Origin of the sequence: Desulforamulus aquiferis (assembly GCF_030577015.1) — a bacterium.
GTDB classification, from domain to species: Bacteria; Bacillota; Desulfotomaculia; order Desulfotomaculales; family Desulfotomaculaceae; genus Desulfotomaculum; species Desulfotomaculum aquiferis.
This window is the reverse complement of sequence record NZ_JARPTC010000008.1, coordinates 26,853-53,136: the sequence shown is the minus strand read 5'-3', so window position 1 is coordinate 53,136 and position 26,284 is coordinate 26,853. Positions and strand designations below refer to the sequence as shown.

The window sequence follows — 26,284 nt, the reverse complement described above, 5'->3', positions numbered from 1 at the left end:
CTTTCCTAGGCGCTAAATATTAAGGTGAATTTGACATAATGAACCCCGGTACAACTTAATGGTTAACACCAGGGTTTGCGTCATCAGATTCAATTTTTATTACTACGGCAGTAGTTCGGCATTTTTCCAACCAGGGCATAAATTCATCAAGCAATGTCGGGTCGCTCTTAAAGTCTGCCCCTGGCATGTTGCTGAAAATTGCATAACCAATTTTATCTTATAAAATCATAATTACCCCAATGAATCAATAAAATTTAGCAGTTCTTTCGTTTTCTCCTCCATTAAGTCCTTGTTCCCCATAGCTTCCACGTTTAACCTAATAACAGGTTCCGTGTTAGAGCTGCGTAAATTAAACCTCCAATCTTTAAATTCCATGCTTAAGCCATCAATATAGTTTATATTAACGGTTTCTGATATGTAATTACCTTTTATACTTTTAATAACGTAATTAGCATCATTGACCTTTCTATTAATCTCACCACTTGCGGGATATGCCTTCATTCGATCTTCAACTAATTTCGATAAACTTTTACCCTTCTGACACATTTGTTCTAGCACTAAAAGCCAGGGTATCATTCCGCTATCGCAATAGGCGAATTCACGAAAATAATGATGGGCTGACATTTCACCACCATACACGGCATTTTCCGCCCTCATTCTTTCTTTTATAAATGCATGTCCTGTTTTACTCTCTATTGGGAAGCCCCCTGCTTTTTCTACTATCTCCTTCGTGTTCCAGGTTAAACGAGGATCATGAATAATCTTACCTCCAGGATTCTTTGCTAGGATCGATTTGGCTAATAGCCCAACTATATAGTATCCCTCAATAAACTGCCCCTTTTCATCAAAAAAGAAACACCTATCAAAGTCACCATCCCAGGCTATTCCGAGATCTGCCCCGGTCTGGCGTACTACACTGGCCGTAGCTTCTCTATTTTCAAGTATTAACGGATTTGGGATTCCCTTTGGAAAATTTCCATCCGGAAGATGCTGTATTTTAATTAATTGAAATGGTAATCTATCCTCTATGGCATCTATAACCGGACCAGCACAGCCATTTCCTGCATTGACTACTACTTTGAGGGGCTTTAGATTGTCAATATTTATATAAGATAGTATATGTTCAGCATATTCTAACATGATATCTCTTTTAGTGTAGGTCCCCATAGACCCTTTATAAGTTACCTGAAATCCTTCAATAACTAGTTTTTCAAGCTCCCTTAAGCCACTATCTCCACTAATTGGTTTTGCCCCTGCTGTTACTAATTTCATGCCATTATAATCCATGGGGTTGTGACTTGCCGTAACCATTATCCCACCATCCAGTCCCAAATGAAAGGTGGCAAAATATATCTGTTCAGTTCCACATTGTCCTATATCAACTACATTACAACCACTGTCTCTTAGTCCACGGACTAGTGCAGAGGTTAGAGGTATACTAGTAAGACGTACATCGTACCCTACTCCCACCAGTTTAGGTCTAAACAATTCCACATAGCTTATGCCAATAGAGTACGCCATTTCTTCGTTTAGTTCCTCTGGAACTCTTCCTCTGATATCATATGCTTTAAAGACATTTCTCCACTTATCCTTTAACACCATCAATGAACCTCTCCTTAACACAACTCTCTTCCTTTAAATACCTTGATTTCTCGTTCAACAAGCTGTCTAAATTGGTTTCTAAATCTTTCAGACGAAAACCGAATGGCATTTTCTCTGCAAGCTTCTGGTGTTATTCTTCCTTGATTCTTTTCAAATAGTTTTAAAGCGGACAAAAGTTCGGAAACAGTTTGTTCATGAAAGAAAACGCCTGTAGGGCTTGTATTTTCAAGACCTTTGACCGTTTCTAAGGCTCCTCCCCTACCATATGCAATTACAGGTGTGCCACAAGCCTGAGCTTCAACAGGAGTAATCCCAAAGTCCTCCTCTGCCGCAAAGATAAAGGCCTTGGCCCGCTGCATGTAATCTTCCAAAACTGCAAAAGGCTGGTATCCCATTAAAATTATATTATCAGCAGACTTTTCTTTTATTTTTTTAAAATCAGGTCCATCTCCTATTACAATCAATTTTTTGTCCGGTTGCTGTTTAAATGCCTCAACAATTAAATCCATCTTTTTGTAGGGAACCATTCTGGATGCGGTTAAATAGAAGTCTTCTTTTTCTTCTTTTAGTCTAAAATCTTCAACTGCCACAGGTGGGTATATAATTTCTGCTTCTCGTCGATACACTTTCCAAATCCTACGTGATATAAATTCTGAGTTTGCAATAAAAACATCTACTCCGTTAGCAGTCCTGACATCCCACATTCTCATTTTATGTAAAATATATCTAGCCAACCAACCTTTTAGCCCATGGCTAAGGCCAGATTCCTTCAAGTATTGGTGCTGTAAATCCCAAGCGTAGCGTATAGGGGAATGTACATAGGAAATATGTACTTGATTAGGGTTTGTTAGCACTCCCTTAGCTACAGCATGTGAACTAGAAATAATTACATCATAGGCAGACAAATCGAATTGTTCAATTGCCAATGGCATTAGTGGCAAATAACTCCTATATTTTCTCTTAGCAAAGGGAAGCTTTTGAATAACTGACGTTTGAACTGGTTTATTCATAATAAACTGGCGCCCATCATCCGGGAGAAAGTCAACAAGACAAAATATATCTGCTTCTGGGTATAGTAAAAGAATCTGTTCCACAACTCGCTCGGAACCAGCATAATTTACCAGCCATTCATGGACTATAGCTATTTTCATTAGATAAGCACCTTCCATCATTGTTGACTATTTTCATCATTTCTTCTGTGCGAGTTTTATAGGTATATTTGCGAGCTATGTTAAGACGTTCTTCTAACTCTGATCCTAGACCATCAAGGGATAATTTTATACCTTTAATAAAATCGATGGGGCTTTTAGCTATATAAACAACATTTTGAAAATCTTGCAAAGCTGGAAGCTCCACACTGATTACAGCTTTTCCTGCAGCTAAATATTCGAAAAACTTCATAGGAAACATAGACTCTGTATATTCGTTAAGCATGTTTGGTAAAAGTGCCACATCAAATCCTTTTAAATAATTGGGTAATTCTTTATACGAGCGGGGTCCCAACAAGTGTACATTGGGTAGATTAGTTAATAACTCCGAATTTGTCCATGGATCCCCTTCTCCAACCTTGCCTATTAAGATCAGCGACCAATCTGGTCGACTTTCAGCCACAAATCGCAGTAGGTTAAAATCTACTTTGTAGCCGCTAATAGCTCCAATAAATCCAATTCTAGGTGATGAAATGTTTATTAAATCCGAAGGTATTTCAGTTGTGCTATCTAAAGCTTTTGAAAAATGATCAAAATCAGCTACATTCGGAAAGTAGTATGTCTTTGGGTTCCATTCTTTTCTTGTTTCAAACAGCTTCGGTGCTGTCACAAACACAATGTCTGAAAGTTCCACCAATTCCTGCTCGGTCTTTTCTAAAATCTCTACGGGCATACCTGGTTGTGCTTTTATCTCGTCCACACAGTGATATATTAGCTTATTATATCCTTTATAGTTGATAAGTCGAGTTGTTAGTGGATTGTATGTCCAAAGTAAATCCTTATTTATTCTTAAACGAAAGAGCCAAAAGTTTAACCAACAGCTTATTAATAATTTGTTTAGGTAGCGAACGGCTGGGTATCCCTGAAAAGGTAGTACGACAGGAGACCACACCCAAAGATTTTCCCTAACTTTTCTAGGTGCCTTTAAAGCTTTCTTTAGCCTACTAGCCATACGTCCCAAATCCTGGGAACTAGCACTGGGTCTACGCAAACCAAGGGAATCGATATAAAAAACTCGATGCCCTCTATCTGCCAATTGTACTGCAACATGCTGTTTATTGGTCCAGAAAGGATTATCCCAGTCTGCTGTAGAAAGAAGAATAATATCTACTGGCTTCATAATTTTATCCCTCATGACTTGATCTATATTTTTTCATTATTTGGTTTACCTTTGGTTGAAAAGCTTCTAATAAAGATCCTGCACTTTTTCTTAATAACGGCACTGCTGCAATGTAAATTACCCAAAAAAATAAGAAAATTAAAGTAGATAAGGCTAAACCTAACCACCCTTGTCCAAGTAAAAACACACCAACGGGAGCATATAAAATTACACCAATACTTAACCAAAATAACTGTGGCAATGTGACCTCCGTAATTTTCAAGGCTTTTATAGTTAATAAAAACAGAATAATTCCATATACACTTGTACCAACTCCTAATGCAAGAGGTCCCAGTGTTTGATATAAAAGTATATTTGTTAATGCATTAGCACCTAATGCAATACCCATATATTTTACAACTTCCCTATTCCTAAGCTGAGCATTCATAATCTTAATTAACACATATGACGATACCTGTGCCCAGAAACCCAAGCCAAGTCCCAAGAGAACGGTTTGAGTCAAATTTACAGATTCTCTATTAAAATTACCCCTCTCGTATAACAAATGAACCAGAGTTTCGCTATGAATAGCTAAAAATGCTGAAACAGGTACTGTTATAAGAAGGATTACAGTAATTACCTGTTGAATGCGCTTGTTTTGTTCTTTATCGCTAATGTTACTAAAAATCGAAAGTCCCGCAAGACCCAGTGGTACTGCAAGTAGATTAATCCCTGTTTCAGTAACAAACTTAGCATAATCCAATGCAGCAACTACGCTTACACCCATTAAGGATGCAATGATTCTTTCTACTGCTATATTGCCTTGAAGCATAAAGGGAAGTAGTAGTAATGAACGGATTGTTTGCCAAAAGGACTTGAGTACTTCAAAGGTTTCCGGCCATATCCAATTAGAAGGCCATGTTAATAGTCCCAGTTTAGTAAGTCGTAAATACCCCAATATAAAAAATGTAATATATGCCCCAGTAAACCCCCAAGCTAAATAAACTGGTTGTTTAAACCAGAATGCAGCTATGGTACCTGCTATAAGCCCAATACTTTGAATACTCGGCCGTATGGAAGTCAAAGTATAGCCATCATTACCCATTTCTAAATATGATAAGAGGGAACCTATGATGTAGAATGGCACACTTAAACTCATAACTTCAACAAAAGAGGCCGTCACATCCAAGATATGACTGTCAAAGCCCGGGGCCATAACTTTAACCCATATGGACGCCCCAAAGTAGAGAAAAAGCATTATCATAATAGATATTAGAAAAATTAATGACTTAAGGACCCAAAATAGTGTCTGAGCCTTGGCTGGTTCCGAATTAAGATACCGCTTGTATAGAGGAATAAACCCAGCATTTAGACTTTCAGCGGTAAAAAAATTAATTGGTACTAATGTGGCAGTTTGGGCAATTCGATAAGCACCCACTGGAGCAGTCGTACCGAATAAAGCTGCCAACAGTAATTCACGTAGAACGCCTAGGATCTTTCCCAATAATCCACCGCTAAATATCGTAAGAAAAGCCTTAAACACTCTGTTTTTTTCCTCCTAGATTTTACGAATAACGTTTAATTATCTTTTGGCACCTATATGCAAACTATATTTAAATTATAGTATGAGTGTTTTGTCTTCAGAGCCATAATTCTTAAAATTTATAATTATGTCGTGTGTGTAAAAATTCTAACATTGTTCTTTTTACAGTCCTTAGTTAAAACATACTTAGCTCCTCCGAATTCCTATGATATACTAAGTAACGCGTAATACCTCTTTGCACAAAACGAAAGACTATATTCTTTTGGCAAAGTATTTATACCCCTACTTGTTTTAAACATTTTATCTATTTCCTCTACTATTTCCCTCTCACTTCCAGGGTCTACACCCCTAATAAGAGAGTTAATCTTTATTACGCCTTGTAAGTGCTCTGATACTACAGCAGGAAGTCCAACTGATAATGCCTCTAGTACATTTAGTGGTAAGCCTTCAGACCTAGTTGTTGTAAATAGAAATAAATCTCCTGCCCTGAGATAGGGAGGTAAATTTTGCCGTTCTACTTCACCTGTAAATAACACCTTATCTGATATATTCAGTTCACTTACTTGCCTTTCAAGATTTTTACGTTCCGGACCGTCTCCAATAATCATATACCTAGCTTTTGGGTTTTTTTGACTAATTTTAGCAAAAGCATTTAATCCTAAGTGCAATCCCTTTTGTATATGTAGTCTCGAAGCAGAAACAATAACTTGTTCATCATTTGTCCATCCTAATGCTGTTCTCATTTCATACCGGGAATTATCATCCGGTGCAAAAAGCTTTGTGTTAATTCCGTTAGAGATTAAATGTATTTTTCTGTATGGTAATACATAAGAAACGGGCTTTTTTAATAAATCACTTTTTACAGCATCACCTACAGCAACCACTGCATCAAACTTAGAGTAGGCCCATATATCTTTGATTAGCCATAACATATTTCTAACGGATGTTATTATAGCCTTTGGAGAACGGGACTTCCATTTCGAATTAATTTCCCCCCATGAGGTTCCGTGGGCTTGAAAGACAAAGGGTGTTCCGACCATGCGATGCTTTAGTTGAAGTAAACCATAAGCTGCAGCACTAACACTCAGAACACCTGTGACAGAATCCATTAGGTGCTGTTCAAAATACTTTCTCGATAGCCTCCACCAGGATCTAGTATAGCGTTCTGGTGTTGCATCTTTTATCGCCACCACCTCAACTCCGTTTTGGAAAAAGTGTTCGGGCATATTCGGTATATGTGTTGTAATGACCGTAATCTTTAAACCATCAGCTGCAAATTGACATGCCAGATCCCACGCTATTGCTTGCATGCCCCCCATACTATGAAATGGTAGTGTACGTGAAAGCATAACTATGTGTTTCTGTTTCATGATAACTCCTTATATAATTCTTCTAGCATTGCGGTTTGGTTCCTAATATTAAATTCCCTTTCAACAAGTTTTCTTGCAGCTTGCCCCATTCTATCACATAAGCCATCGTTTTCTAAAAGATTCCTCAAACATTCAGCTAGTGAGTTTATATCTTTTTCTTTTACTAAATATCCTGTCTCTCCATCCTTAACAACTTCCGGTATTCCTCCATGATAAGTTGCAACAGCAGGTACTGCCATAGCTGCTGCTTCTAAAAACACCATGCCTAACCCCTCCGAATCTCCAGAACTAGCTACAATGCTAGGCAGGCAAAACAAGCTCGCCCTACCCATCCATTTTATTACTTCGGAATGGTTTTGAACGCCCAGAAAGTTTATCCTATCATTTATTCTCAAGGAACATGCCAGAGATTGAAGCTCATCTCTAAGTGGTCCTTCACCAATTATTACTAGTTGGTAGTTCTTTTTTGCAGTACTGATTTTACTAAAAGCTTTTATTAAATACTCTGTTCCCTTTTTTTCAACTAAACGAGCAACATGTAAAATTATTTTTACATGAGTTATCTCTTTTATAGGCTTTATAGTCTCAGTATCAATTCCAATATAGTGTGTAATTGTACGTTCCTCTGGAAAACCCATTTCTAGTACTCGGTCTCTAATGTAATTTGAAACACAAACAAACATCTGTCCCTCTTTTGCTAATTTTCTTCGATGAATTAGATAGTTTACCCAAGAAGGTTTCCCAGATGTTAGCAAAGCTTTATTTGTAATAGTTGCGTCAAATCCGTGAAATGTAGTAACAAGGGGAGTATTAAGACTTTTTGCTAGTTCTAATGCATAAACCCCTTCTACCCCAAAATGTGCATGAATCAGTGCAGGCTTCAGCGGTTTTATCAATCTTTCAAAATACTTTGCGTTTCTAAAAACTACATTTTTATATATTTGATAACTCCCAGCACCCACTAAACTAATAACTTTTGCTCCTTCTGGAGCTTTGCCAAGTACACTTCGGCCAACAAATACCGGATCATATTTCTGCATAGCTCTAGCTTGCTGTGAGATAAATATCTCCGATGGTTTAAAGAGCTGATGACGATATATTATTGCGTGTTTCATTGACTTCTCCTTTATCTTTCTTCAGAGAACAAAGCTTAGCATAGGTCATTCCCAACATCAAGCCAAGAATAGGCTGAATATGCACATCACCCAGAATTCCCCAATTCTCTGCCATGCCGTGAATAAAAACCCATAAGAATACAAACGTTGTTGTAATCGTTAGAACTGAAAGTTCAGTATCACTAACTTTTAAAGCATTCCAACCAAACCTAATTATACTAACTATAAAAAATATCCCTAAAAATGCAGCTATAATACCACTTTGGGACCATAGATAAATAATTGTATTATGGGGAGGAAATTTATTATTAATTTCTACTGTTTGAGCGTAATCTGCAAAGCCCTGTTGCCAACCGCCAAATCCCTGCCCTAATATGGGAGAATCTTTAAAGGATTGCAGCCCATATTTCCATATTTCAACTCTAATATTAGTCGTGCTAGAGGATTGTTCAACAAAATCTACTGCTATTCTTGATATTGCACTAGTCTCTTTTTTATCTTCAACCACATATTTATTATCTACATTACTAACACTGTGCATAAAAGGAATAAACCAAAACACTACAATTGCTACGCATAGGCTTATGGTATTGTAAATTGCAAGGCTTTTTAATAATTGATAAAGATTAAGCTTTTTATTATGATATTTATATAATAAATAACCTGCTATAGATAGAGTATAGATGAGTATAATACCAGCTTTAGATCCCGTAAACCACACAGATATCCATAATAATACTGATGCTACCTTATACCATTTTAATTGATACGCTTCACCTATACCCCAACTGATAAATGAGCATATCCCTAAGTAACATGCAGCAATGTTAGCATTTACGAAAAACGCCCCGGATTTTACGGGATCTAATATATTGTTTCGCTCAGTAGTATATAAATTCTCTAAGGTGTTTGGATTTATAAATAACTTTGCTATCGTAGAATGTAGAAACATTTCCTCTAGAGAAGGGGCCACGCGAAATATTATTACGATAGAGGCTACGGTTAGAGCACTTATAACAAATATAGATAATATTTCTCTTAACTTGTAAAGATTTTCTAATGCAAGATTATAAGAGGCACAAAATACAATAATAAATGGCAATAGGTATATAATAGTTCTAAAACCTAGCCTAATATCATCCGACCAAAGCAAACTCATTCCGTGGATTACCAGTAAACCTATCAAAAGAGCTATAGGCTCCCATTTTAGTATTCTTTTATTTTTTATTGCTTCCGGCCAAAGGGCTAATGAACTTAATAGACCTACGGAAGGATATATCCCTAATATTGGAATAGTATATATTTGAAAGACTGAACTCCAAATAGCTAAACCTAAACGCCAAACTCTTGGTATTATAAAATAAAATACTCCTACGGATATTAATACGGCTATTATAACAAGGAATTTATACGGTTCCATTTATATCTCCTATTTAATATCAGTTATTTTCGTCCTATACCCCAGTATTCAAACCCTAGCTGTTTCAGACTTCTGCTGTCTAGTGAATTTCTTCCATCAATCAATATTTTGTTCTTCATTAATTTTCCAAGTTCATTCCAACTTAACTCTCTATAAAATCTCCATTCGGTTAGTAAGATTGCGGCCTCAGCATTGATAAAGATATTTTCTATTGAATCTGATAGCATTACAGTTTTAGGCAAAAATTTCTGTGCTTTTTCTATAGCAATTGGATCATGTGCCCAAACTTCTGCACCTTCTTCAATAAGTTGCTGAACGATAGGTATACTAGGAGCCTCTCTAAAATCATCAGTCCCGGGCTTAAATGTAAGTCCCATTACGGCTATTTTTTTACCTTGTAAGTTAGTCAAGACATTTTTTAATTTGCTTATAATTATTAATCTTTGATCATTATTTACTTCTATGACTGAACTTAGTAGCTTAAATGAATATCCTTTTGTATTTGCTATATACTGAAGTGCTCGGGTATCCTTTGGAAAACAACTACCACCATAGCCAATTCCGGCATTTAAAAATTCCTTACCAATCCTAGGATCTGAACCTATTATTTCCGCTACCTTAGCAACATCTGCCCCAACCTTATCGCAAACATTTGCAATTTCATTGATAAAACTTATTTTCATGGACAAGAAAGCGTTAGCAGTATATTTAGCCAGTTCTGCACTTCGACGATCAACAGCTAAGAAGAGAACATCTTGTGCCCTTTCCTTTGGAGGTTTAATATCCTCAGGTTTTGTAAACGACTGCTCGATTATGGGTTTATAGAGGTTACGAAGGCATTCTACAGCTTCACAATTACCTCCTACTACAATTCGATCTGGGTATAGCGTGTCAGCCATAGCTCTACCCTGCCTTAAAAACTCAGGGTTTGATACTATCTGTGTATTGGTTATGCCATAATCTTTAATAATACTATCTAACTCATCCGCAGTCCCTACTGGTACAGTGCTTTTATTAACTAATACAGTTAATTTTTCTTTCCTTTTTAGGTAATTTAATATTTCAAAATAGGCATTATATAAGTATCTTAAGTTTGGTGATCCATCTTCATTTGGCGGAGTACCTACCGCAAAGAAAATAATATCGGAGTTAATAATACATTCGCTATATTTAGTTGCAAAATTTAATCTTGCCTTAGCCGCTTTCATCATATTTTCTAACCCGGGTTCATAAATGGGTGTAATTCCTCTGTTTAGCATAGAAATTTTATCTTTATCAACGTCAATACATGTTACTTCATTACCTAAATAAGCAAGTGTGACACCAGTTGTCAAACCTACATATCCTGTACCAATAATTACTACGTTCATAATTTCTCCTTCCATTAGTAATTGGAATTCCTACCGAAGTCATCATCAATTCTTACAATATCATTTTCCTCCAAATACTCACCTAACTGAACCTCAATAACCTCCAAATTTACTTTTCCTGGATTTTCTAATCTATGTTTAAATCCAGTTTTTACATAGGTGCTTTCTCCACTTCGCACAAAAAACTCTTCACCTTCGACTGTTACTTTTGCGGTTCCCTTTACAACAATCCAATGCTCACTCCTGTGATGATGTAACTGATAGCTCAGTTTTTTATCTGGCAAAACTGTAATTCGCTTAATTTTATAAAATAATCCTTCTTCCAAAATCGTATATGAACCCCATGGTCGGTAGGTGGTTAGGTGATTATCTAGTCTAGGATCCCCTGATGATTTAAGTTTTTCTACTACTTTTTTTACCTTTTGTGCATTATCTTTTTTGCATATTAGAAGGGCATCTTTTTCATCTATTACGATTAAGTCATTTACACCGATTAACGCCACGACTTTGTCATTATCGGTGTATATTAGGTTATTTTTTGATTCCACAAGATTGTCTTTTCCAAAGTTAATATTGCCGTTCTTATCCTTTGGGAACTCTTCATAAAAGGAATCAAAACTTCCTAAATCACTCCACTTCACATCCATTGGTATTACAGCTATTCTTTGAGACTTTTCCATTATGCCAAAATCTATAGATATGGAGGGAACTGCCTCAAAAAAATCCTTAAGGTCATTATTGTTAAATAAGTTATAAATTATTGGGCTATACTTTTTTATTTCTTCAGCAAATACATCTGTCCGAAACATAAACATACCACTATTCCATAAGTACCCTTTTTCTAAATATAATTGTGCACTTAAATACTCAGGTTTTTCCTTAAACTCATCAACCTTGCTGCCTTCGCCAATGACTTGTCCAGGTTTTATGTACCCATATCCCGTATGTGGTTTGTTAGGTTTTACTCCAAAGGTAACAAGGTAATTGTTAGTTAATCCAATACCTTTGAATATAGTATCAGTAAAGCTAGCCTCATCCTTTATCAGGTGATCGGAGGGAAATACGACTACTACTTCGTCCTTTTCTCTCTGAATCTCTTTTACCCCATAGTAAATAGCCGGGAGTGTATTTTTACCTAGCGGCTCAATTAAAATATTGTTTTTACTTGCCTCATAACCGAGTTCTTCAATTTGCCCCATAACCAAAAATTTATATTTTTCGTTAGTTATAATGTAGATATCATTCAGAGCAGTTAATTTTAGACTTCTATCTAAAGTCATCTGAAAGATAGACTTGTTCATGTCTTTAAGTTTAAGAAACTGTTTAGGATAATTTGTACGACTTAAAGGCCACAACCTAGTGCCGTTACCTCCTGCTAGGATTATTACCTTCATCTGTTCCCCCCCTAATAAGCACCCTTTGACTTTAACACCACGGTAATGGTTCTTACTAATATTGTAAAATCTAACCACAACGACCAATTTCTAGCATACCATACATCTAGTTGAACTCTTTCAGCATAATCAATATCATTCCGCCCATTTATTTGCCAAAGCCCACTTATACCAGGTGGTACCATCTTAAAATAGTCAAAAAAACAGCCATATTTTTCTACTTCATCATCTATAATAGGTCTAGGTCCCACCAAGCTCATTTGGTTCACAAGCACATTTATTATCTGAGGTAGTTCGTCAAGACTGGATTTTCTCAAAAATTTTCCTACTCTAGTTATGCGAGGATCATTTTTTAATTTAAATTCCTGCTCCCATTCTCTACGCATTTTAGGATCATTATCTAACAGCTCTTTTAAAATCTCTTGAGAATTTACTGCCATTGTTCTAAACTTTAAACACTTAAATTTCCTTCCAAATTTCCCTACCCTTTCATGGGCATAAATAACCGGACCTTTTGAGTCAACTTTTATTGCAATAGCAATCATTAACATTACAGGTACTGCAAAAATCAAGCATATTCCACCTACCACCAGATCAAAAGCTCTTTTTAAAAACCTGTTCCATGGTGAAGCTAGATTGTTTCGCATGGTTAAAAATAATGTCTTCTCATCAAAAAGGCATTCGACATTAATGCCTGAAAGGGGTATTCCAAACAAGTCAGGTACTAGCATAACATTAGCAGACATTTGTTGTAATCTATTTGTTAACTGAACCATTTTTTTGTCATCCATACCCGGTGCGGCTATCACAACGTCTTTTACACCTGTTTTCTTTATAACTTCCTCTAAATCCGCAAATCTACCTAAAACAGGAATCAGTTCCTTACCATTATTTATTCCACATATTTTCTCAGGGTCGTCTTCTAATAAACCAATTGGACGATACCCCATGGTATACTCCCGATTAAAGCCTTTTATGATAAGTTCAGCAGTTTTTCCAGCACCCATGATTATTACTGGTTTTTCCCAAATTCTCATCCTAAAGAGTATTTGTTTTACTAATAATCTACTGAAGGGCAACAAAATTAGGCAGTATATATAAGTTAATACTAGCAATGTTCTTGAGATAAAATCTGAAGTTTTAGAGAGGAAGATAAATAATACTGCTATTATCATAGAATAAGTAATTGCTTTAATAATCTGTTTTGTAGCGTCCCAGAAAGGAAACCTTTTGTAGTACATACCTTCATATATAAGTAATATTGATATTAGAAGAGGAAACCACCATATAATAATTAAAGACTCAATATTAAACTCACTAAACCCCGAATAAAAGTAAGGTAATATATGCAACCTTGTAAGATATGCAACAATTAAGGACAAGACTACCGTCATAATATCTGTGGTTGCAAGTATCAACATGGCGATTGTATTAGATATTTGTTTTTTAAACGGAGTTGTTACCAGGTTAACATCTACCTGTCTGCTTATATTTCCTATTCGGGGCCCAATTGACATTTTTAAACCTCCACGGAAGTGTTTTGTTATTTTATATAGGGAAGCAATATTATCTCATCTATTTTTTCTAGATTGTTTGAGTTTTTGACTCTAGCCTTTTCACGCCAGATTTTATAATTAGATTCGTCTCCTAATTTATAATAAGCTGCCGCATTCAAATTTGTTGACTCCTCTACTAGATTTATATCTTTAATGACAGTCTTATTTAACTCAATTGTTTCTTCGTAATTGCCAACTAGATAATATGCTTTAGCTACATGAAGAAGCGCCTGCAGACTTATGTCAAAGTGTCTTTCTGCTCCTCCTTTAACTTGTTTAGTTTCTAAAATCCCCTTAATTTCCTGAATTTTGTTGTAGTATTTTATAACATCTTCAAGTTCTGTTCGTACAGACGTCTGTAATCCATTTTTAATCTTTTCTTCCGCTATTTGATAACCCATAATAATTCTTTGATTATAGATATCTGAATTATATGGTGCAATCGACATTGCACTTTCTAATTCTCTCTTTGCTCTATCCATATCCCCCTTTTTGTAGTTAAGTTCAGATAGTTTGACCTTTACCAAGGTTGAATATGGTAACCTGGAAGCAAGGTTCTCTAATATAGTTTCTGCTTCCTCTTGTTGAGCCTTCCTTATGTTTTGGTCCTTTTGGATGCTAGCAATTGAATATAGGTACTCAGCATAATATACAGACATATCCGTATTTAGCGGATCATTGTTCTGAGCTTTTTGCAAATAATTTAACGCAGACATATAATTGCCTTGCATTATCAAGTTTTCTGCTTTTCTTGCATTGTTTATAGCGGCCACAGGTAATGCATTAAGAACGAATACTAAAACACAACCTAATTTTAATAAAAAAATGCTTCTCTTTCCCAAAAAGATATCTTTATTTAGCAAAGATATTAGTTTATTGTTCTTTCCTCTTTCTATCAAAGAATTAGCGGTATTATTGCTTTGATTCTCATAAGATAACCAGTTTTTACTAAATATGCAAGCAAACAACACCCATACTATCATGGCATAAGATGACAGTGACATGTTAAAATCGATAAAGCTGTGGCTCATCAACATTAGGCATCCTACTATTGCTGCAATTATGATATATTGGTTTCTATTATTTTTATACCTCATGTATAAGCAAGTAGAGATTAATAAAAAGGAAATTAATATCAATGCTAAAGCAATCAATCCTAATGTCCCTGCCTCTATTGCCAATTGTAAGTAATAAGTATGTGCCTGCCTTGACCAATAGGAATAACTTTGATATGTTTCAAAAAGTGCCTGCCAAGCTCCTCCACCAGCACCTAAAATTGGGAAATTCTTATATATCTTTATGGAATCATTATAGAATACTATACGAGATGCAGCGCTACTATTATCTTGAATATTATTAAAAGCCTCTAGTCGATTAATTATGTTTTCCAAAGAACCGATATCTTGGGACACTTTATCTGAAATAATATTTATTCCAATAAATATTATTAAGATACCAACTACTATGGTAGCAATTTGTAGTACCCGATATTTTTTTAAATCCTTTTTGAAGTGTAAAATAATCATAGTGTAAATAAATGCTGCTATTGCTGCTATTGCTGCAGCGACCAGCATAGTTGCCCAACCACCATTCGGTATAATGGTATTTTGTTGCAGTATATTTGCTTGGTATGAAGCCACCATAATTTCATTAGACTTCATAAGTACATATACAGAAGGAGTTGCAGCAATAGCTGAAAATGTTAAAAAGATTATCTTATCTCTTAATGGTACTAAAATAAATGTAATAATATAGATTAGTAAAAATACAAGCAAAGCCCCACGGGAATGGGCTAATAAAAATACAGATATTAAAATTGTAGTTATTCCTAAGTACAAAGCGGCGTATACACTACATAATGTATTTTTTTCTCTATTATTTTCATCGTAATAAGCCCTTATTGCCAATACTAGAGCGACCAATATTGTAGCGCCTAAGAAAGATGCTAGAGTATTATGGTATTGGAATACTGATGATATCATTGGGGTACTTTCCCAACTAACAGCATCTTTGTATTCCCAGCTACCCATAGCAACTCCATATCCGAATAGGGATACCCATAGTCCTAAAATAATTATTGAGTTTAAAACAATTATTTGATGTTTGTTGCTTTTGATAGTTATAATTAAAATATAGTATATCAATACATAATTAATATTTCTAAATATCTCATCCCGGGCCATACCAGGATCCACTGAGCCGATAAAGGATAGCATAAACGCTATTGGTAAGCCAAACATAATAATATCTATTGTTCGGTTTGGTAAATTTATATTTTTACTAAAAAATTGTTTAACTAACAAAACTATAAATAACCCTGCAGTGATAAGGTGAAATATATAGTAGTTCTCTCTGAAGAATAGTCCTCTAAAATAAGGAGCTATCATAATCATCATTAGACATGCTGCAAAGATTACATTTTCTACTGTTAATATTTGGTTCTCATATAAATTGTCTTTTTCTTGTACATGCTGATTCTTTGCTTTCTTTTTATTTGGTTGTACCAACTAACACTACGCCCCTTTTTTATATTATTCAATATTATGTAAATCTATAGTGTAAATTGTATTAATTATTTCTGTTTTCTACAACTGTCAGCAAGATTCCTTTTTATTTCTAACTTATCTTCAAAACAATATGCAGCATTTCTACCATCTTTTGCTAAAATGTATATTTTTGTCATTATCTGTTATTTTTGTTTGATGAATACCAAAAGCCGACCTATGATTTAATATCATAAATCGGCTTTACGCATGATTCATATTATAACCTATAGTAATATAGGAAAATCACCTGTTAATTTTTTTAATGTTAACAATGTCACAGTATGCCTGGAAGCAATGTCTAATTGTGTATTTTTAAGTTTCTTTACATTTGATTCAACTGTTAACATATTGTCTTTAGTCACTAGACCTAGGTCTGAATGTAGCTTTAATACTCTTAGATTTTCTTCCAACTGCTCAATCTGTTTCTCTATTTGTTGATAATTAGCTTCTAATGTCTTTACTCCATTGCAAAGAGTAACAGTTGAAACACTTATCTCTTCTTTTGTACTTTCTACAGTGTTATTCGCTTTGGCCTGATTATTGTTACCAATGTCTGAATAAAATTCAAAGTACTTAGTTACCGCAGCTGTTCTTGCAGCCTCAGTAGCACTCCAAATTTCAAAGGAATTATTAATGGCCTTTGTCACTTGCATATCTACATCGAATTCTTCTGGGTAAAATCCTATCTCTTCCTCTAATTTAGGTCGAGCACTAATATTTTGCCCTGTAATTTTATTTAATTCACCATAGGCAGTGTCTAGTTTTCCTTCAGCATCTTTTATGTTAGCTCTGGCACTCACTACTTGGGCATCTGCTGCTAATAAGTCTGCCATCGTAGCCATCCCTACATCGTATTTTGCCTTAACCTGATCCCTTTTAATAATATTCAGTGTCAAATTTGCTTTCATTTCATCTAAGAGTTGATTGTTTTTTATAACCTGATGATATGCCTCTGTAACATTAATAGAAAGCTGCATTTTATCAGCATTCAATTTTTTTTGCGCTTGTCTAAGCTGGTGCTGAACCCCATAGTAGGATTTAAATACATTTGTATCATCCTGATTATAATTATAGTCAATAGGTGTATATTTTACTAATTCCTGAAGGCTATCACGCTGTATTTCTGTGCTATCTATATCTAATTGTGCATTCAAAATAGATTTATTGTGAGACAATGCTTTTTTGATTGCATTATCTAGGGTTAAGGTCTGGTCCGTAGCTTCATTTGCAAAAGCAGGAACTGCAATAATTAATAGGGCCAGCAACAGGAGCAATGTTTTTGTAATTTTCTTTAACATGCTTTTTCCTCCATTAGTTAGAGAGGGAAGAAAGCCCGAACCAGAGGTTCGGGCTTTCTGTGATTACTGGTTACCCTTTGTAATCAGACTTATTATTGGGAGATAACTACTTGACCGTTAGCAAAGCCAACAATTGCGCCGAATGCTTCAGCTACAAAGCGGGCAGGAAGCATGGTGCGGCCATCAGTAATTTCAGGAGCTACATCCATTTCGATGGTGCTGTCATTGCTAACCAGGGACTTGCTGCCAATGGTCAGTTGGAGAGTGGTGTCACCTTTAACCAGGGTTACAACGCCATTCTCAAAAGCGATGTCGCTTTCATTTACGCCCATTGCCAGAGCCATGTAACGTACAGGTACGTAGGTACGGCCATCCTTGATGTAAGGAGCAGCATCCATAACCTTGGTTACGCCACCAGCGGTGTAGATGGTGGAACCGATGTTGAATACAACGGTGCCAGCTTCAGGGGCAGGAGTTACAACATTAGCTACAACAACCTTGGAAGCGGTGGATTGGTCAAATTCACCGGGATCCAGTACGTCAGAACTACCTTTCTTACCATCATCGTCAACTACATCAGCTGTACCTTTGTAGTAACCTAGTTGATCCTTGTGGTTACGTACAATTGATTTACCTTTTAACTTAGCAACTACTTCACCTTCAGGAACTATACGGTTAATGTCAACTTTAATGTTGGAGATCTTGATAGCAGTTACCTTGGAGCTGGTGTTCTTGATAGGAATGGTCAGTACGTTATCAGAGGTGCTGATTCCATCTTTATCAATTTCGCCATTACCTTCGATAACTTCAACGGTAGGCTTGCTGGTCCACTCGATGTTATCGGGAAGTTCTACTTTCAGGTCGCCTTTTTCAAAAGCTTCGGACTTGTTTTCTTTGATAATGATGTCGCCAATAGACTGACCTTGAACACCAATTCTAACTTGAGCTACGGAAGAAGCATTAATAGATGCAGGGGATACTGCTTTAGCTACTACAATGCTACCAGTAGCACCGGATTTACCGGATAAACTTACTTCAACATCACCAGTCATGTCAGCTTTGATGGACAGTTCAAACTTAAGTTTGATTTTACCAACTGTGCCGCTTTTACTAGCTTCGTCAATGGTAAATTCTACTTCGTTGTCAGTGCAATCATAACTCAGGTCTTTAATCTTGATACCAGTATGGGTACCTTGGGTTACATTGGTTACTTTAACCCAGCTGGGGAACTCAAGGTTAACTTTACGGCCTTGAACCAGAGTGCCAGCCACTGTTTCTTCAATGGTTAATTCTTCAGTCTTAGCATTGAATATACCAGCTACACGCTCTTTAACTTCTTTTATTTCTAATTTTAGGCCAAAATCAGCATATTCAGCAACTACGATATCTGCATCATCAACTTCAGTACCAGAGATGTTGATTTCTACTTCACCGTATTTAGCAGACTTTTCTGCAGAGATGAATGGGGTGATGTAGATGGTACCACGCTGAGAAGTGGTTTTGGTTGCTTCAACATAGATGTCCAGGTTACGGCCATCTGCCTTCTTGTCAGTAACTTTAGCGGAAGCAAAGCCACCACCGAAAGTAACTTCGGTCTCTGTAGCATTCCACTTAAAGTTGGAAGGTAATTTCAGAGTGATTTTTTCAACTTCACCTAGGGAACCCAGGGAAGTTTCGTCAATCTGGATGGTGCCAGTTTTGCCACTTTCACCGATGGTTTCAACGCTCAGCGCAACAGCTGTGCTTGCTCCACCAGAAACGCGGGCTAGAAGAACTTCACCAGTGGTAACGCCAGATTCTCTCTGGTCAATCTGAACTCTGATATCACCAGTTGCGCCATCAACTTCGATGCTAGGGTTAATAACGATATCATCTTTTTGGCCAGTTGTGTTGCCAATAACTACTTCAAAGATTTGGTCGTTTACTTTTTTGGAGCTATATACAGCACCGCTAACGGTGGTGTCATCATTCCACTTAACACCTGAAGGCAGTACCAATCTAAAGCTCTGATCGTCTTCAAAGTCAGCCGGGTAGTCACTGTCTTCTGCAATGGTAATTTTGTTGCCCAGTTTGCCGTTAAAATCGTCGGCAATTGATACAACTCTGTCAACACGGTTTACTGAGGCTGCGAATGCGCCACCTGCGGGTAGCAGTAGGCCAAGGAGCATAGCCAGAGTAACCAGAATGGAGATAGCCTTTCTAGCTTTCTTCAAGATAAATTCCCTCCTAGTTGTTTTTCCAAGGATATTGCTGTGTCCGGACTTCCATTTAATGTTACCGGTTGGTTTCCTCCCCTTGGAGAAGTTTACCAAGTAATTGATTGGTTAGTTTGGACGAACCATTCCCCTTAGGTCCGCCATCCCCCCTTTCAATAAATTTTAAAAGGTGCCTGGATTTTTGCCTTATTAAAAGGTGACCATAATGACATTTTTAACCATTAATTTCGGCACCAATTGCTAGAATTGCATATTTCTACACTAGTTGGCAAAAACCCTTTCAATCTGGAGCATTTTTTCTTGCCAGGTATCTTTTGCTTTCTGGCAACTTATTTAGTTAGACGCAATAGCTTATTTAAAGGTTCCACCAATCTGAAACTATTTTGTCTAAACTTGATAACTAATTCAATTTCATACAGTAAAGGAAGCGCCTAACCTTCCTTCCAGAAAGATAGACGCTTCCAAATTATGATTTGTTCCCAATTTAACAATTTTATTTTTTAAATCTTATTATTTAAGAAATAGTTATTCTGGCCTACAAAACTCACAAGGTTTATATCCATTGTCCTTTGCATGGGTTGCATCCTTAAACCATACCCGATCATAAAAATCTATCTTTTTTGCCCGGGAGCAGTGGGGCCAGTGAAATATATCCCCATCTTTGTGGCCGACATAAACCCCTTGTTCAGCTGGAGGTTCAATGCGTCTTTTTGTCTCAGGAAGTTCATTTTTACTAATTTGCACGCCGTAGGTTTTACCATTAGTGCTTATAACGATATCGCCATTTAAGTCAGTTCGGAATACCTGGGCTTCCATTTCACTAATTCTTTCCAGCGTGTCTTCGTGTGGAAATCCACCAGTATTATTTTTGCCCACAGATATTATCACCGTCTCTGGTGTTACTTTGTTTAGAAAATCCTGGCTGGTTGAGGTCTTTCCACCCTGAAAGGCTGCTTTAAGTATTTCAACAGGTCCATTGATCTTTAATTCCCTGTCATAGGGATAGCAAACGTCTGCCATAAATAAGAATCTTACTTCACCAACCGTAAGTAGCGAAACAACCGACTTACCGTCTACGTCCCGACTCCAGGTTTCATCTCGGCTGCTTAATATCTCTAGTGTAGCTCCGTTCAGGTTTACCTTTTGTTTTTCCGCAACAGAATATTTGTAATTACCCTTCCTTAGCAAGCTACTATATTTCATATATGTTTCAGTGCCCGCTCCTGCCCCACTATCGATTATCTGTTTTACCGTAAATGTCTCTAAAACAGAAGGAATCCCTCCCATATTATTTTCGTGGGGGTGAGTTGCCACAAGAAGATCTATTTCGGTGACACCATTCTCCCTCAAAGCACTTAGGACATCTTTGCCGGCTACTTGGCTACCCGCATCAATTAAAACATTCTGGTTATTGGGCAGTTGAATAAGTATTGCATCTCCATTGCCTACATCTATAAAGTGAACCTTGACATAGTCCTTTGTGATTAGATCAATTTTATCCTCTTCATACTTAACATCCAGCCCCAAAGCCTCTCCTACAAACCGAAGTGGTACCATTGTAGTACCGCTAATAACTTTAGCAGGTGCATCTAACAAAATTGGCTTGTCATTAATATAGGCCTGATCAGAGTCCAATGTGAGTCTTAGAAAAGTACCATGTCGGGATGCCCGGACTGTACGGGTGTCATTATCATATTTGACTTCCGCACCAAGGGCCTCCGAAACTGCGCGTAGTGGGACTAATATCCGATTGTTTTCCAGTACTGGTTCCTTAGTTAGAGCGATTTTTTCCCCGTCAAGGGTCACTTCTGTGGCTGCCGCTGCAGGCATTGCCCACACCATCATTAGCAGGACCAGAATTGCAAGAAGAAACCGTTTCCTTTTCATAAATCCACCCCCACTTGAATATGTATAGCGATCCTATTCGATTTATAACTAGTTTTTTAGACTCTATTTGGGTCTTAATAGGTAATAGATCATTTAAGCCTACCCAACAACTTTCTTAAATAATTTACTGCTCTTAGGCTTTGGCAATATATTCATCATGGCCAGGGCCTTGCCGGTGCCGCTGGCTACGCAGGAGATGGCGTCATCGGCTACGTAAACCGGCAGTCCGGTCTCCTCTGAGATAAGTGTATCTAAACCGTGCAGCAAGGCGCCTCCTCCGGTCATAACAATTCCTTTATTCACAATATCGGCAGCTAATTCTGGAGGGGTGATTTCTAACACTTCTTTGACTGTTCCTACTACTGCCTCAAGGGTCTCTTCTATAGCGTGATATATTTGATGGCTGCTTACTGTTACAGCCTTTGGCAACCCGGTCAAAAGGTCCCTTCCACGGATCTGCATAACACGTTCCCCGGTTTTCTTAGGAAAGGCCGTGGCAATTTCCACTTTGATTTCTTCCCCAGTTCGTTCACCAATCATTAGGTTGAATTCTTTCCTAATATAACGTACTATGGCTTCGTCAAACTTATCTCCACCAACCCTAATGGATCGGCTGCATACTATACCCCCGAGGGAAAGCACAGCCACATCCGAGGTGCCTCCTCCAATGTCCACTACCATAGAACCGCTGGGTTCGGAAATATCAATACCTGCACCCAGTGCTGCAGCCAGGGGTTCTTCTATGAGGTGTGCAGTTCTAGCTCCTGCCTGGATAGCTGCCTGACGAACAGCTCTTTCTTCTACACCAGTAACCCCCGAAGGGATGCAAACCATCACCCTGGGACGGAAAAACCATCTCTTGCCGGCGGCCTTATTGATGAAGTATCTGAGCATCTTTTCTGTCACGTCATAGTCGGCAATTACCCCTTCCCTTAAAGGGCGGGTGGCAACTATGTTGCCTGGGGTGCGGCCCAGCATGCGGCGGGCTTCTTCACCCACGGCAATAATTTTGCCGTTATCTTTATTTATGGCTACCACTGAGGGTTCTCGGAGAACGATTCCTTTACCTTTTACATATACCAACACGCTGGCTGTTCCCAAATCCACCCCGATGTCGGTGCTTAATCCAAAAAACATTTTTGCTTTTCCCCCTAGACTTTCTAATTGGATAATCAATATTAATTTAGCTTGTCTGCCATTGGGGTGAAGTGGTTGTACACCAACTCAACAAGAAAAAACAGGAATGGCAGATAAAACCTTGAGGGTTAAATTCTATCTTTCCTGTTAAAATTCCTCTATTAATATATAATTTCAGCCATTATTAGATAATTTCTTTGTACTTTCTCCTGGTAGCTTCCCCACCTCTTAAATGACGCTCTGCCTTATTCTCGTCCAGTATTACCTTGACTTCCTGTGCTAGATGTTTGTTCAAGGATGGCAATCTTTCCGTCATATCTTTATGGACCGTGCTTTTACTGACCTGGAACACTTGGGCTGCCCTACGCACTGTGGCCTTGGTCTCTAATATATATGCACATATGTCCAGCACCCGTTTTTGGATGTAGTCCTGCATTTCCCTACCTCCTGTTTGCTCATTCAGACGCCCCCGCCGGCATCAAATAAACCTTCTTAATTAATACATAGCCGAGCTAAACTTTTATTTAAATATATGCGGGGGGGTAGGAGAAATGTCACAAAATAAAAAGAAAATGGCCAATATTTGGCCATCTGGATAAGCAATGACAAGCTATTATTTATTTCCAGTAAATATTAGGGTCGATGGGTTCACCATTATTAACCATTGTGAAGAATAAATGGTTTGGTTTTACTCCATTTACCTGGCTGTATTCTCCAAGGGAACCAATTATTTCGTTCTCTGTAACTTTTTGGCCTGCTTTGACCACTACCTGTTCTAAGCCGCTGTAGCTTGACTGCCAGTCATTACCATGGTCGATGCTGACTTGAAGCATGTCCCTTTCACAGGTAGAAATTAATGCCACTGTTCCTGCCAAGGCTGCCTTAACCTCGGAGCCGGGGTTCGCCTCTAAGGCTATGCCGGTATTATAGCGATAGTCTTGAAATACATCAGAGTATGCAATTCCCACATTTGTCAAAACATGCCCCATAACAGGCTTTACCATTTCTTCCGGGTTTATGGGTACTTCAGGAATTATGGTCTCTTGCTCCAATTGCCTAAATGAATCCGCTGGTTCGCTTACTAGATTTTCCTTTGCCGACTCGTTGACTACGATTGTTCCGCTGGCTTGCTGCCCTGCTGTGCTATACTTCCAATTATATATGCCATAGGCCGAAAGCATAGTAACTGCCAAAGCAAGGCCAATAAAAAGCAGCACATTCAGCCGGTTCCCTTTAAAGTTCCACCTCTTTAACCACTCACGGTATTTCTTCATAAGATCCTGACTGCGCAATTGGTTCTTTAGGGAATTTTCGAAGGGCCACATAGTTATCACCTCTGTTACTCATTTAGTTAGAGTATTACCAGAATGGTGATATATTATACTTTTGATATTATCTGGGCTGAGTTATTTCTACCCCTGTATAATAGTGTTTTATAATTTCCCCGTAGGTTTTTCCCTGCTCAGCCATTCCTTTGGCTCCATACTGACATAGTCCTACTCCGTGCCCGTAGCCTCTAGTGGTAAAGGTAATCTTGTCCCCCTGGATAGACCAGGCTATTCTGGTTGAGCGAAGGTTTAGCATCTCTCTAAGAAGAGTAGCTGAGTAGGTTTTATCGCCTACCTTTATTTCCTTTGGTCTGCCTGTAGTTGTTTCCGATATTATAGCTATTGCCTTATTAGGGTTATCACCTGCCATAACGGGTATGGCAGATAGGTTTGTTTTTAGCTTATTGTCCACTTCTGCCAGGGTATAGCTAGTCTGTCTTTCCGGCTCAGGGTCAGCACAGTAGGGGCAGGGCACTCCCTTTAGATAGGGGGTTGCGGCCACCCACACTTCTTCTGAGTTTTCCGTACTGCCGCCACAGGAACTATGAAAGGCCGGAAATATGAGCTGGGATTTATAGGTGATGACCTGACCTTTTGTATTATCCACAGCCCATTTGATTTTATAATAATACTCCAGGGTTTTTACCTTGCCCCAGCGTTTTTCCATTTCACTTTGGGAGATCCAAGCTTGTCCTTCCTTAGGATCACTGGATACGTCAGCTCCAGGGTGCTTTGTATTGGTTACTCCCCCTGGCCCCATGCGTTGAAGGACGTAGGTTCTGGCCGCCACCGCCTGGGCCTTTAGTGCCTCCACCGGGAAGGATGCAGGCATCTCAGCTGCTACTACTCCCACCAGATAGTCCTCCAGAGGTATCTCTTCAATTTGTTCTGTAAGGTGATTGTACATTTTGACATTGGTCCCTTTAGTTTGAATCTCTGTTGGACGAATAATTTGAAATAGTTTTATGGTTACGGATGGAAAAGCTACCATAAATATAACCAGCCCCAGTAAACCTAGCAATAGCCTTTTCACTATGGAGCACCCCCTTATGGTTTATCCATAGGTATATTTATATTAAAATACTTCCATTTTATTCCATTTAATTTAATATTATTGTAATTTTATATATTGTTGTAATTTGTTCTTTCCCGACTAAAGGTTTTTTCATATATTTAAGGAATTTAATTTTAACTAGCTCCAGATGGAGGTGATTGAGTCAACTTTCTTAAATGTAAGGTTCAAATTTTATATGAGGAGATTGGGTATGAAGAAATCATTTAGTATTCTAATAGTTACCGTGTTTTTGGCATTAGCATTGCCACTATCCGCCTTTGCAGGAATAGTTGTAGTTATTGACGGCACCCCTTTAAGCACCCAGGATGAGCCGGTTTTTCAAGGTGGCCGCTTAATGGTCCCCATGAGGGTAATCTTTGAAAAACTTGGTGCTAAGGTTGAGTGGGACAACGGTAACATTACAGCTTCTAAGGGCAATACTTTAGTTCAGTTGAAGGTTGATAGTATTAATGGGAAATTAAATAATAGACCACATATATTACCTGTGGCGCCAGCCATTATAGATGGAAAAACAATGGTTCCACTGAGATTTATCAGTGAAACCTTAAATGCTGGTGTAGATTATCTTCATGAGCATCAGGTTGTTTTAATATCCTCCGAGACATATAAAGTAGGCTTAACCTCTACCGATACAGCCCTTAAGAAAAATTCAGAGCAATATAATTATTACAAAAACTTCACTATGACTAACGAAACTTCGATAGTAAACTATAAAAACTATCAAGACAAAGTTAAAGAGGCCTTTGATACCCTAGTGGCCTATGAGGATAAAATTAGTGGTAATATGGCAGCCAAAGATCCAACTGCGGTTGAGGCAGCCTTAGCAAACCTCCAAAACCTTCAGAGCATGAAAGATAATATAAAGAATATATCGGATCAGTTAGCCAAGGATACCTTGACCATTCAGTTAGGCAAAGACCTGATGGCTTATCATACCAGCTTGACTTATGTCTATAAGCTGCTGGCGGATGAAAAGAAAATCACATCGACTAGTGATACAAAATTGCAGGATGCCAAAACATTTAGGCAAGCAGTTAGTCTTGGCTTTAGCAATATTGAAAAGAAAATGAGTGATTGGATTGCTAAAGGTCGAAGTGGCAGTCTATAGGATTACGCAAAA

General features: G+C 37.7%; 19 protein-coding genes. 1 reads left to right on the top strand and 18 read right to left on the bottom strand.

Annotation, left to right across the window (positions count from 1 at the left end; all coding sequences use genetic code 11):
- Positions 1 to 231 precede the first annotated feature (231 nt).
- From P6N53_RS06390 to spoIID, 18 genes are all read right to left on the bottom strand, one after another.
- A complete protein-coding gene (locus P6N53_RS06390) occupies positions 232 to 1,602 on the bottom strand; it encodes a phosphohexomutase domain-containing protein (RefSeq protein WP_304542010.1) in 1,371 nt (456 codons plus the stop codon).
- 14 nt (positions 1,603 to 1,616) lie between these two features.
- Complete coding sequence (locus tag P6N53_RS06385) at positions 1,617 to 2,753, bottom strand: glycosyltransferase family 4 protein (protein WP_304541971.1); 1,137 nt, start codon at positions 2,751 to 2,753, stop codon at positions 1,617 to 1,619.
- On the bottom strand, positions 2,731 to 3,930 hold the full coding sequence (locus tag P6N53_RS06380; protein ID WP_304541970.1) for a glycosyltransferase: 1,200 nt from the start codon (positions 3,928 to 3,930) through the stop codon (positions 2,731 to 2,733). Before P6N53_RS06380 ends, P6N53_RS06385 begins: the two co-directional genes overlap by 23 nt.
- Positions 3,931 to 3,934: 4 nt before the next feature.
- Complete coding sequence (gene murJ / locus P6N53_RS06375) at positions 3,935 to 5,452, bottom strand: murein biosynthesis integral membrane protein MurJ (protein WP_304541969.1); 1,518 nt, start codon at positions 5,450 to 5,452, stop codon at positions 3,935 to 3,937.
- 203 nt (positions 5,453 to 5,655) lie between these two features.
- On the bottom strand, positions 5,656 to 6,822 hold the full coding sequence (locus P6N53_RS06370; RefSeq protein WP_304541968.1) for a glycosyltransferase family 4 protein: 1,167 nt from the start codon (positions 6,820 to 6,822) through the stop codon (positions 5,656 to 5,658).
- Complete coding sequence (locus P6N53_RS06365) at positions 6,819 to 7,937, bottom strand: glycosyltransferase (protein WP_304541967.1); 1,119 nt, start codon at positions 7,935 to 7,937, stop codon at positions 6,819 to 6,821. The genes P6N53_RS06370 and P6N53_RS06365 overlap by 4 nt, the downstream gene beginning before the upstream one ends.
- A complete protein-coding gene (locus tag P6N53_RS06360; protein WP_304541966.1) occupies positions 7,900 to 9,357 on the bottom strand; it encodes an O-antigen ligase family protein in 1,458 nt (485 codons plus the stop codon). Before P6N53_RS06360 ends, P6N53_RS06365 begins: the two co-directional genes overlap by 38 nt.
- Positions 9,358 to 9,380: 23 nt before the next feature.
- The gene (locus P6N53_RS06355; protein ID WP_304541965.1) at positions 9,381 to 10,727 is read right to left on the bottom strand and encodes a UDP-glucose dehydrogenase family protein; all 1,347 of its coding nucleotides are present in this window, start codon (positions 10,725 to 10,727) and stop codon (positions 9,381 to 9,383) included.
- Positions 10,728 to 10,741: 14 nt separating this feature from the next.
- The gene (locus P6N53_RS06350) at positions 10,742 to 12,121 is read right to left on the bottom strand and encodes a mannose-1-phosphate guanylyltransferase/mannose-6-phosphate isomerase (RefSeq protein WP_304541964.1); all 1,380 of its coding nucleotides are present in this window, start codon (positions 12,119 to 12,121) and stop codon (positions 10,742 to 10,744) included.
- 11 nt (positions 12,122 to 12,132) lie between these two features.
- Positions 12,133 to 13,638, bottom strand: a complete 1,506-nt coding sequence (gene wbaP / locus P6N53_RS06345; protein ID WP_304541963.1) for an undecaprenyl-phosphate galactose phosphotransferase WbaP — start codon at positions 13,636 to 13,638, stop codon at positions 12,133 to 12,135.
- Between the two features lie 26 nt (positions 13,639 to 13,664).
- Positions 13,665 to 16,184 carry an O-antigen ligase family protein gene (locus tag P6N53_RS06340; RefSeq protein ID WP_304541962.1) on the bottom strand — a complete coding sequence of 840 codons (2,520 nt, stop codon included), beginning with the start codon at positions 16,182 to 16,184 and terminating at the stop codon, positions 13,665 to 13,667.
- A 263-nt stretch (positions 16,185 to 16,447) separates the two neighbouring features.
- Positions 16,448 to 17,521 (bottom strand): TolC family protein, encoded by a 1,074-nt coding sequence (locus P6N53_RS06335; RefSeq protein ID WP_304541960.1) that lies wholly within the window; start codon positions 17,519 to 17,521, stop codon positions 16,448 to 16,450.
- Positions 17,522 to 17,613: 92 nt separating this feature from the next.
- Positions 17,614 to 19,833: a stalk domain-containing protein gene (locus tag P6N53_RS06330; protein WP_304541959.1), complete on the bottom strand. Its 2,220-nt coding sequence runs from the start codon at positions 19,831 to 19,833 to the stop codon at positions 17,614 to 17,616.
- A 429-nt stretch (positions 19,834 to 20,262) separates the two neighbouring features.
- Positions 20,263 to 21,624 (bottom strand): stalk domain-containing protein, encoded by a 1,362-nt coding sequence (locus P6N53_RS06325; protein ID WP_304541958.1) that lies wholly within the window; start codon positions 21,622 to 21,624, stop codon positions 20,263 to 20,265.
- A gap of 99 nt (positions 21,625 to 21,723) precedes the next feature.
- Positions 21,724 to 22,761 (bottom strand): rod shape-determining protein, encoded by a 1,038-nt coding sequence (locus P6N53_RS06320; RefSeq protein ID WP_304541957.1) that lies wholly within the window; start codon positions 22,759 to 22,761, stop codon positions 21,724 to 21,726.
- Positions 22,762 to 22,945: 184 nt separating this feature from the next.
- Entirely contained in the window at positions 22,946 to 23,197 is a 252-nt protein-coding gene (gene spoIIID / locus P6N53_RS06315) for a sporulation transcriptional regulator SpoIIID (RefSeq protein ID WP_304541956.1), read from the bottom strand.
- A 181-nt stretch (positions 23,198 to 23,378) separates the two neighbouring features.
- Complete coding sequence (locus P6N53_RS06310) at positions 23,379 to 24,086, bottom strand: M23 family metallopeptidase (protein WP_304541955.1); 708 nt, start codon at positions 24,084 to 24,086, stop codon at positions 23,379 to 23,381.
- Positions 24,087 to 24,153: 67 nt separating this feature from the next.
- Entirely contained in the window at positions 24,154 to 25,122 is a 969-nt protein-coding gene (gene spoIID, locus P6N53_RS06305) for a stage II sporulation protein D (RefSeq protein ID WP_304541954.1), read from the bottom strand.
- 232 nt (positions 25,123 to 25,354) lie between these two features.
- On the opposite strand from spoIID, the gene P6N53_RS06300 reads away from it, so the two are divergent.
- A complete protein-coding gene (locus P6N53_RS06300) occupies positions 25,355 to 26,272 on the top strand; it encodes a stalk domain-containing protein (protein WP_304541953.1) in 918 nt (305 codons plus the stop codon).
- Positions 26,273 to 26,284 lie beyond the last annotated feature (12 nt).

What these genes read in the sequence shown, in the direction of transcription:
- P6N53_RS06360 (WP_304541966.1), bottom strand. Translation starts at nt 9,357, where the DNA reads ATGGAACCGTATAAATTCCTTGTTATAATAGCCGTATTAATATCCGTA.
- P6N53_RS06380 (WP_304541970.1), bottom strand. Translation starts at nt 3,930, where the DNA reads ATGAAGCCAGTAGATATTATTCTTCTTTCTACAGCAGACTGGGATAAT.
- P6N53_RS06320 (WP_304541957.1), bottom strand. Translation starts at nt 22,761, where the DNA reads ATGTTTTTTGGATTAAGCACCGACATCGGGGTGGATTTGGGAACAGCC.
- P6N53_RS06350 (WP_304541964.1), bottom strand. Translation starts at nt 12,121, where the DNA reads ATGAAGGTAATAATCCTAGCAGGAGGTAACGGCACTAGGTTGTGGCCT.
- P6N53_RS06365 (WP_304541967.1), bottom strand. Translation starts at nt 7,937, where the DNA reads ATGAAACACGCAATAATATATCGTCATCAGCTCTTTAAACCATCGGAG.
- P6N53_RS06335 (WP_304541960.1), bottom strand. Translation starts at nt 17,521, where the DNA reads ATGTTAAAGAAAATTACAAAAACATTGCTCCTGTTGCTGGCCCTATTA.
- P6N53_RS06355 (WP_304541965.1), bottom strand. Translation starts at nt 10,727, where the DNA reads ATGAACGTAGTAATTATTGGTACAGGATATGTAGGTTTGACAACTGGT.
- P6N53_RS06300 (WP_304541953.1), top strand. Translation starts at nt 25,355, where the DNA reads ATGAAGAAATCATTTAGTATTCTAATAGTTACCGTGTTTTTGGCATTA.
- P6N53_RS06385 (WP_304541971.1), bottom strand. Translation starts at nt 2,753, where the DNA reads ATGAAAATAGCTATAGTCCATGAATGGCTGGTAAATTATGCTGGTTCC.
- P6N53_RS06390 (WP_304542010.1), bottom strand. Translation starts at nt 1,602, where the DNA reads ATGGTGTTAAAGGATAAGTGGAGAAATGTCTTTAAAGCATATGATATC.
- P6N53_RS06310 (WP_304541955.1), bottom strand. Translation starts at nt 24,086, where the DNA reads ATGTGGCCCTTCGAAAATTCCCTAAAGAACCAATTGCGCAGTCAGGAT.
- wbaP (WP_304541963.1), bottom strand. Translation starts at nt 13,638, where the DNA reads ATGTCAATTGGGCCCCGAATAGGAAATATAAGCAGACAGGTAGATGTT.
- P6N53_RS06325 (WP_304541958.1), bottom strand. Translation starts at nt 21,624, where the DNA reads ATGAAAAGGAAACGGTTTCTTCTTGCAATTCTGGTCCTGCTAATGATG.
- spoIIID (WP_304541956.1), bottom strand. Translation starts at nt 23,197, where the DNA reads ATGCAGGACTACATCCAAAAACGGGTGCTGGACATATGTGCATATATA.
- P6N53_RS06370 (WP_304541968.1), bottom strand. Translation starts at nt 6,822, where the DNA reads ATGAAACAGAAACACATAGTTATGCTTTCACGTACACTACCATTTCAT.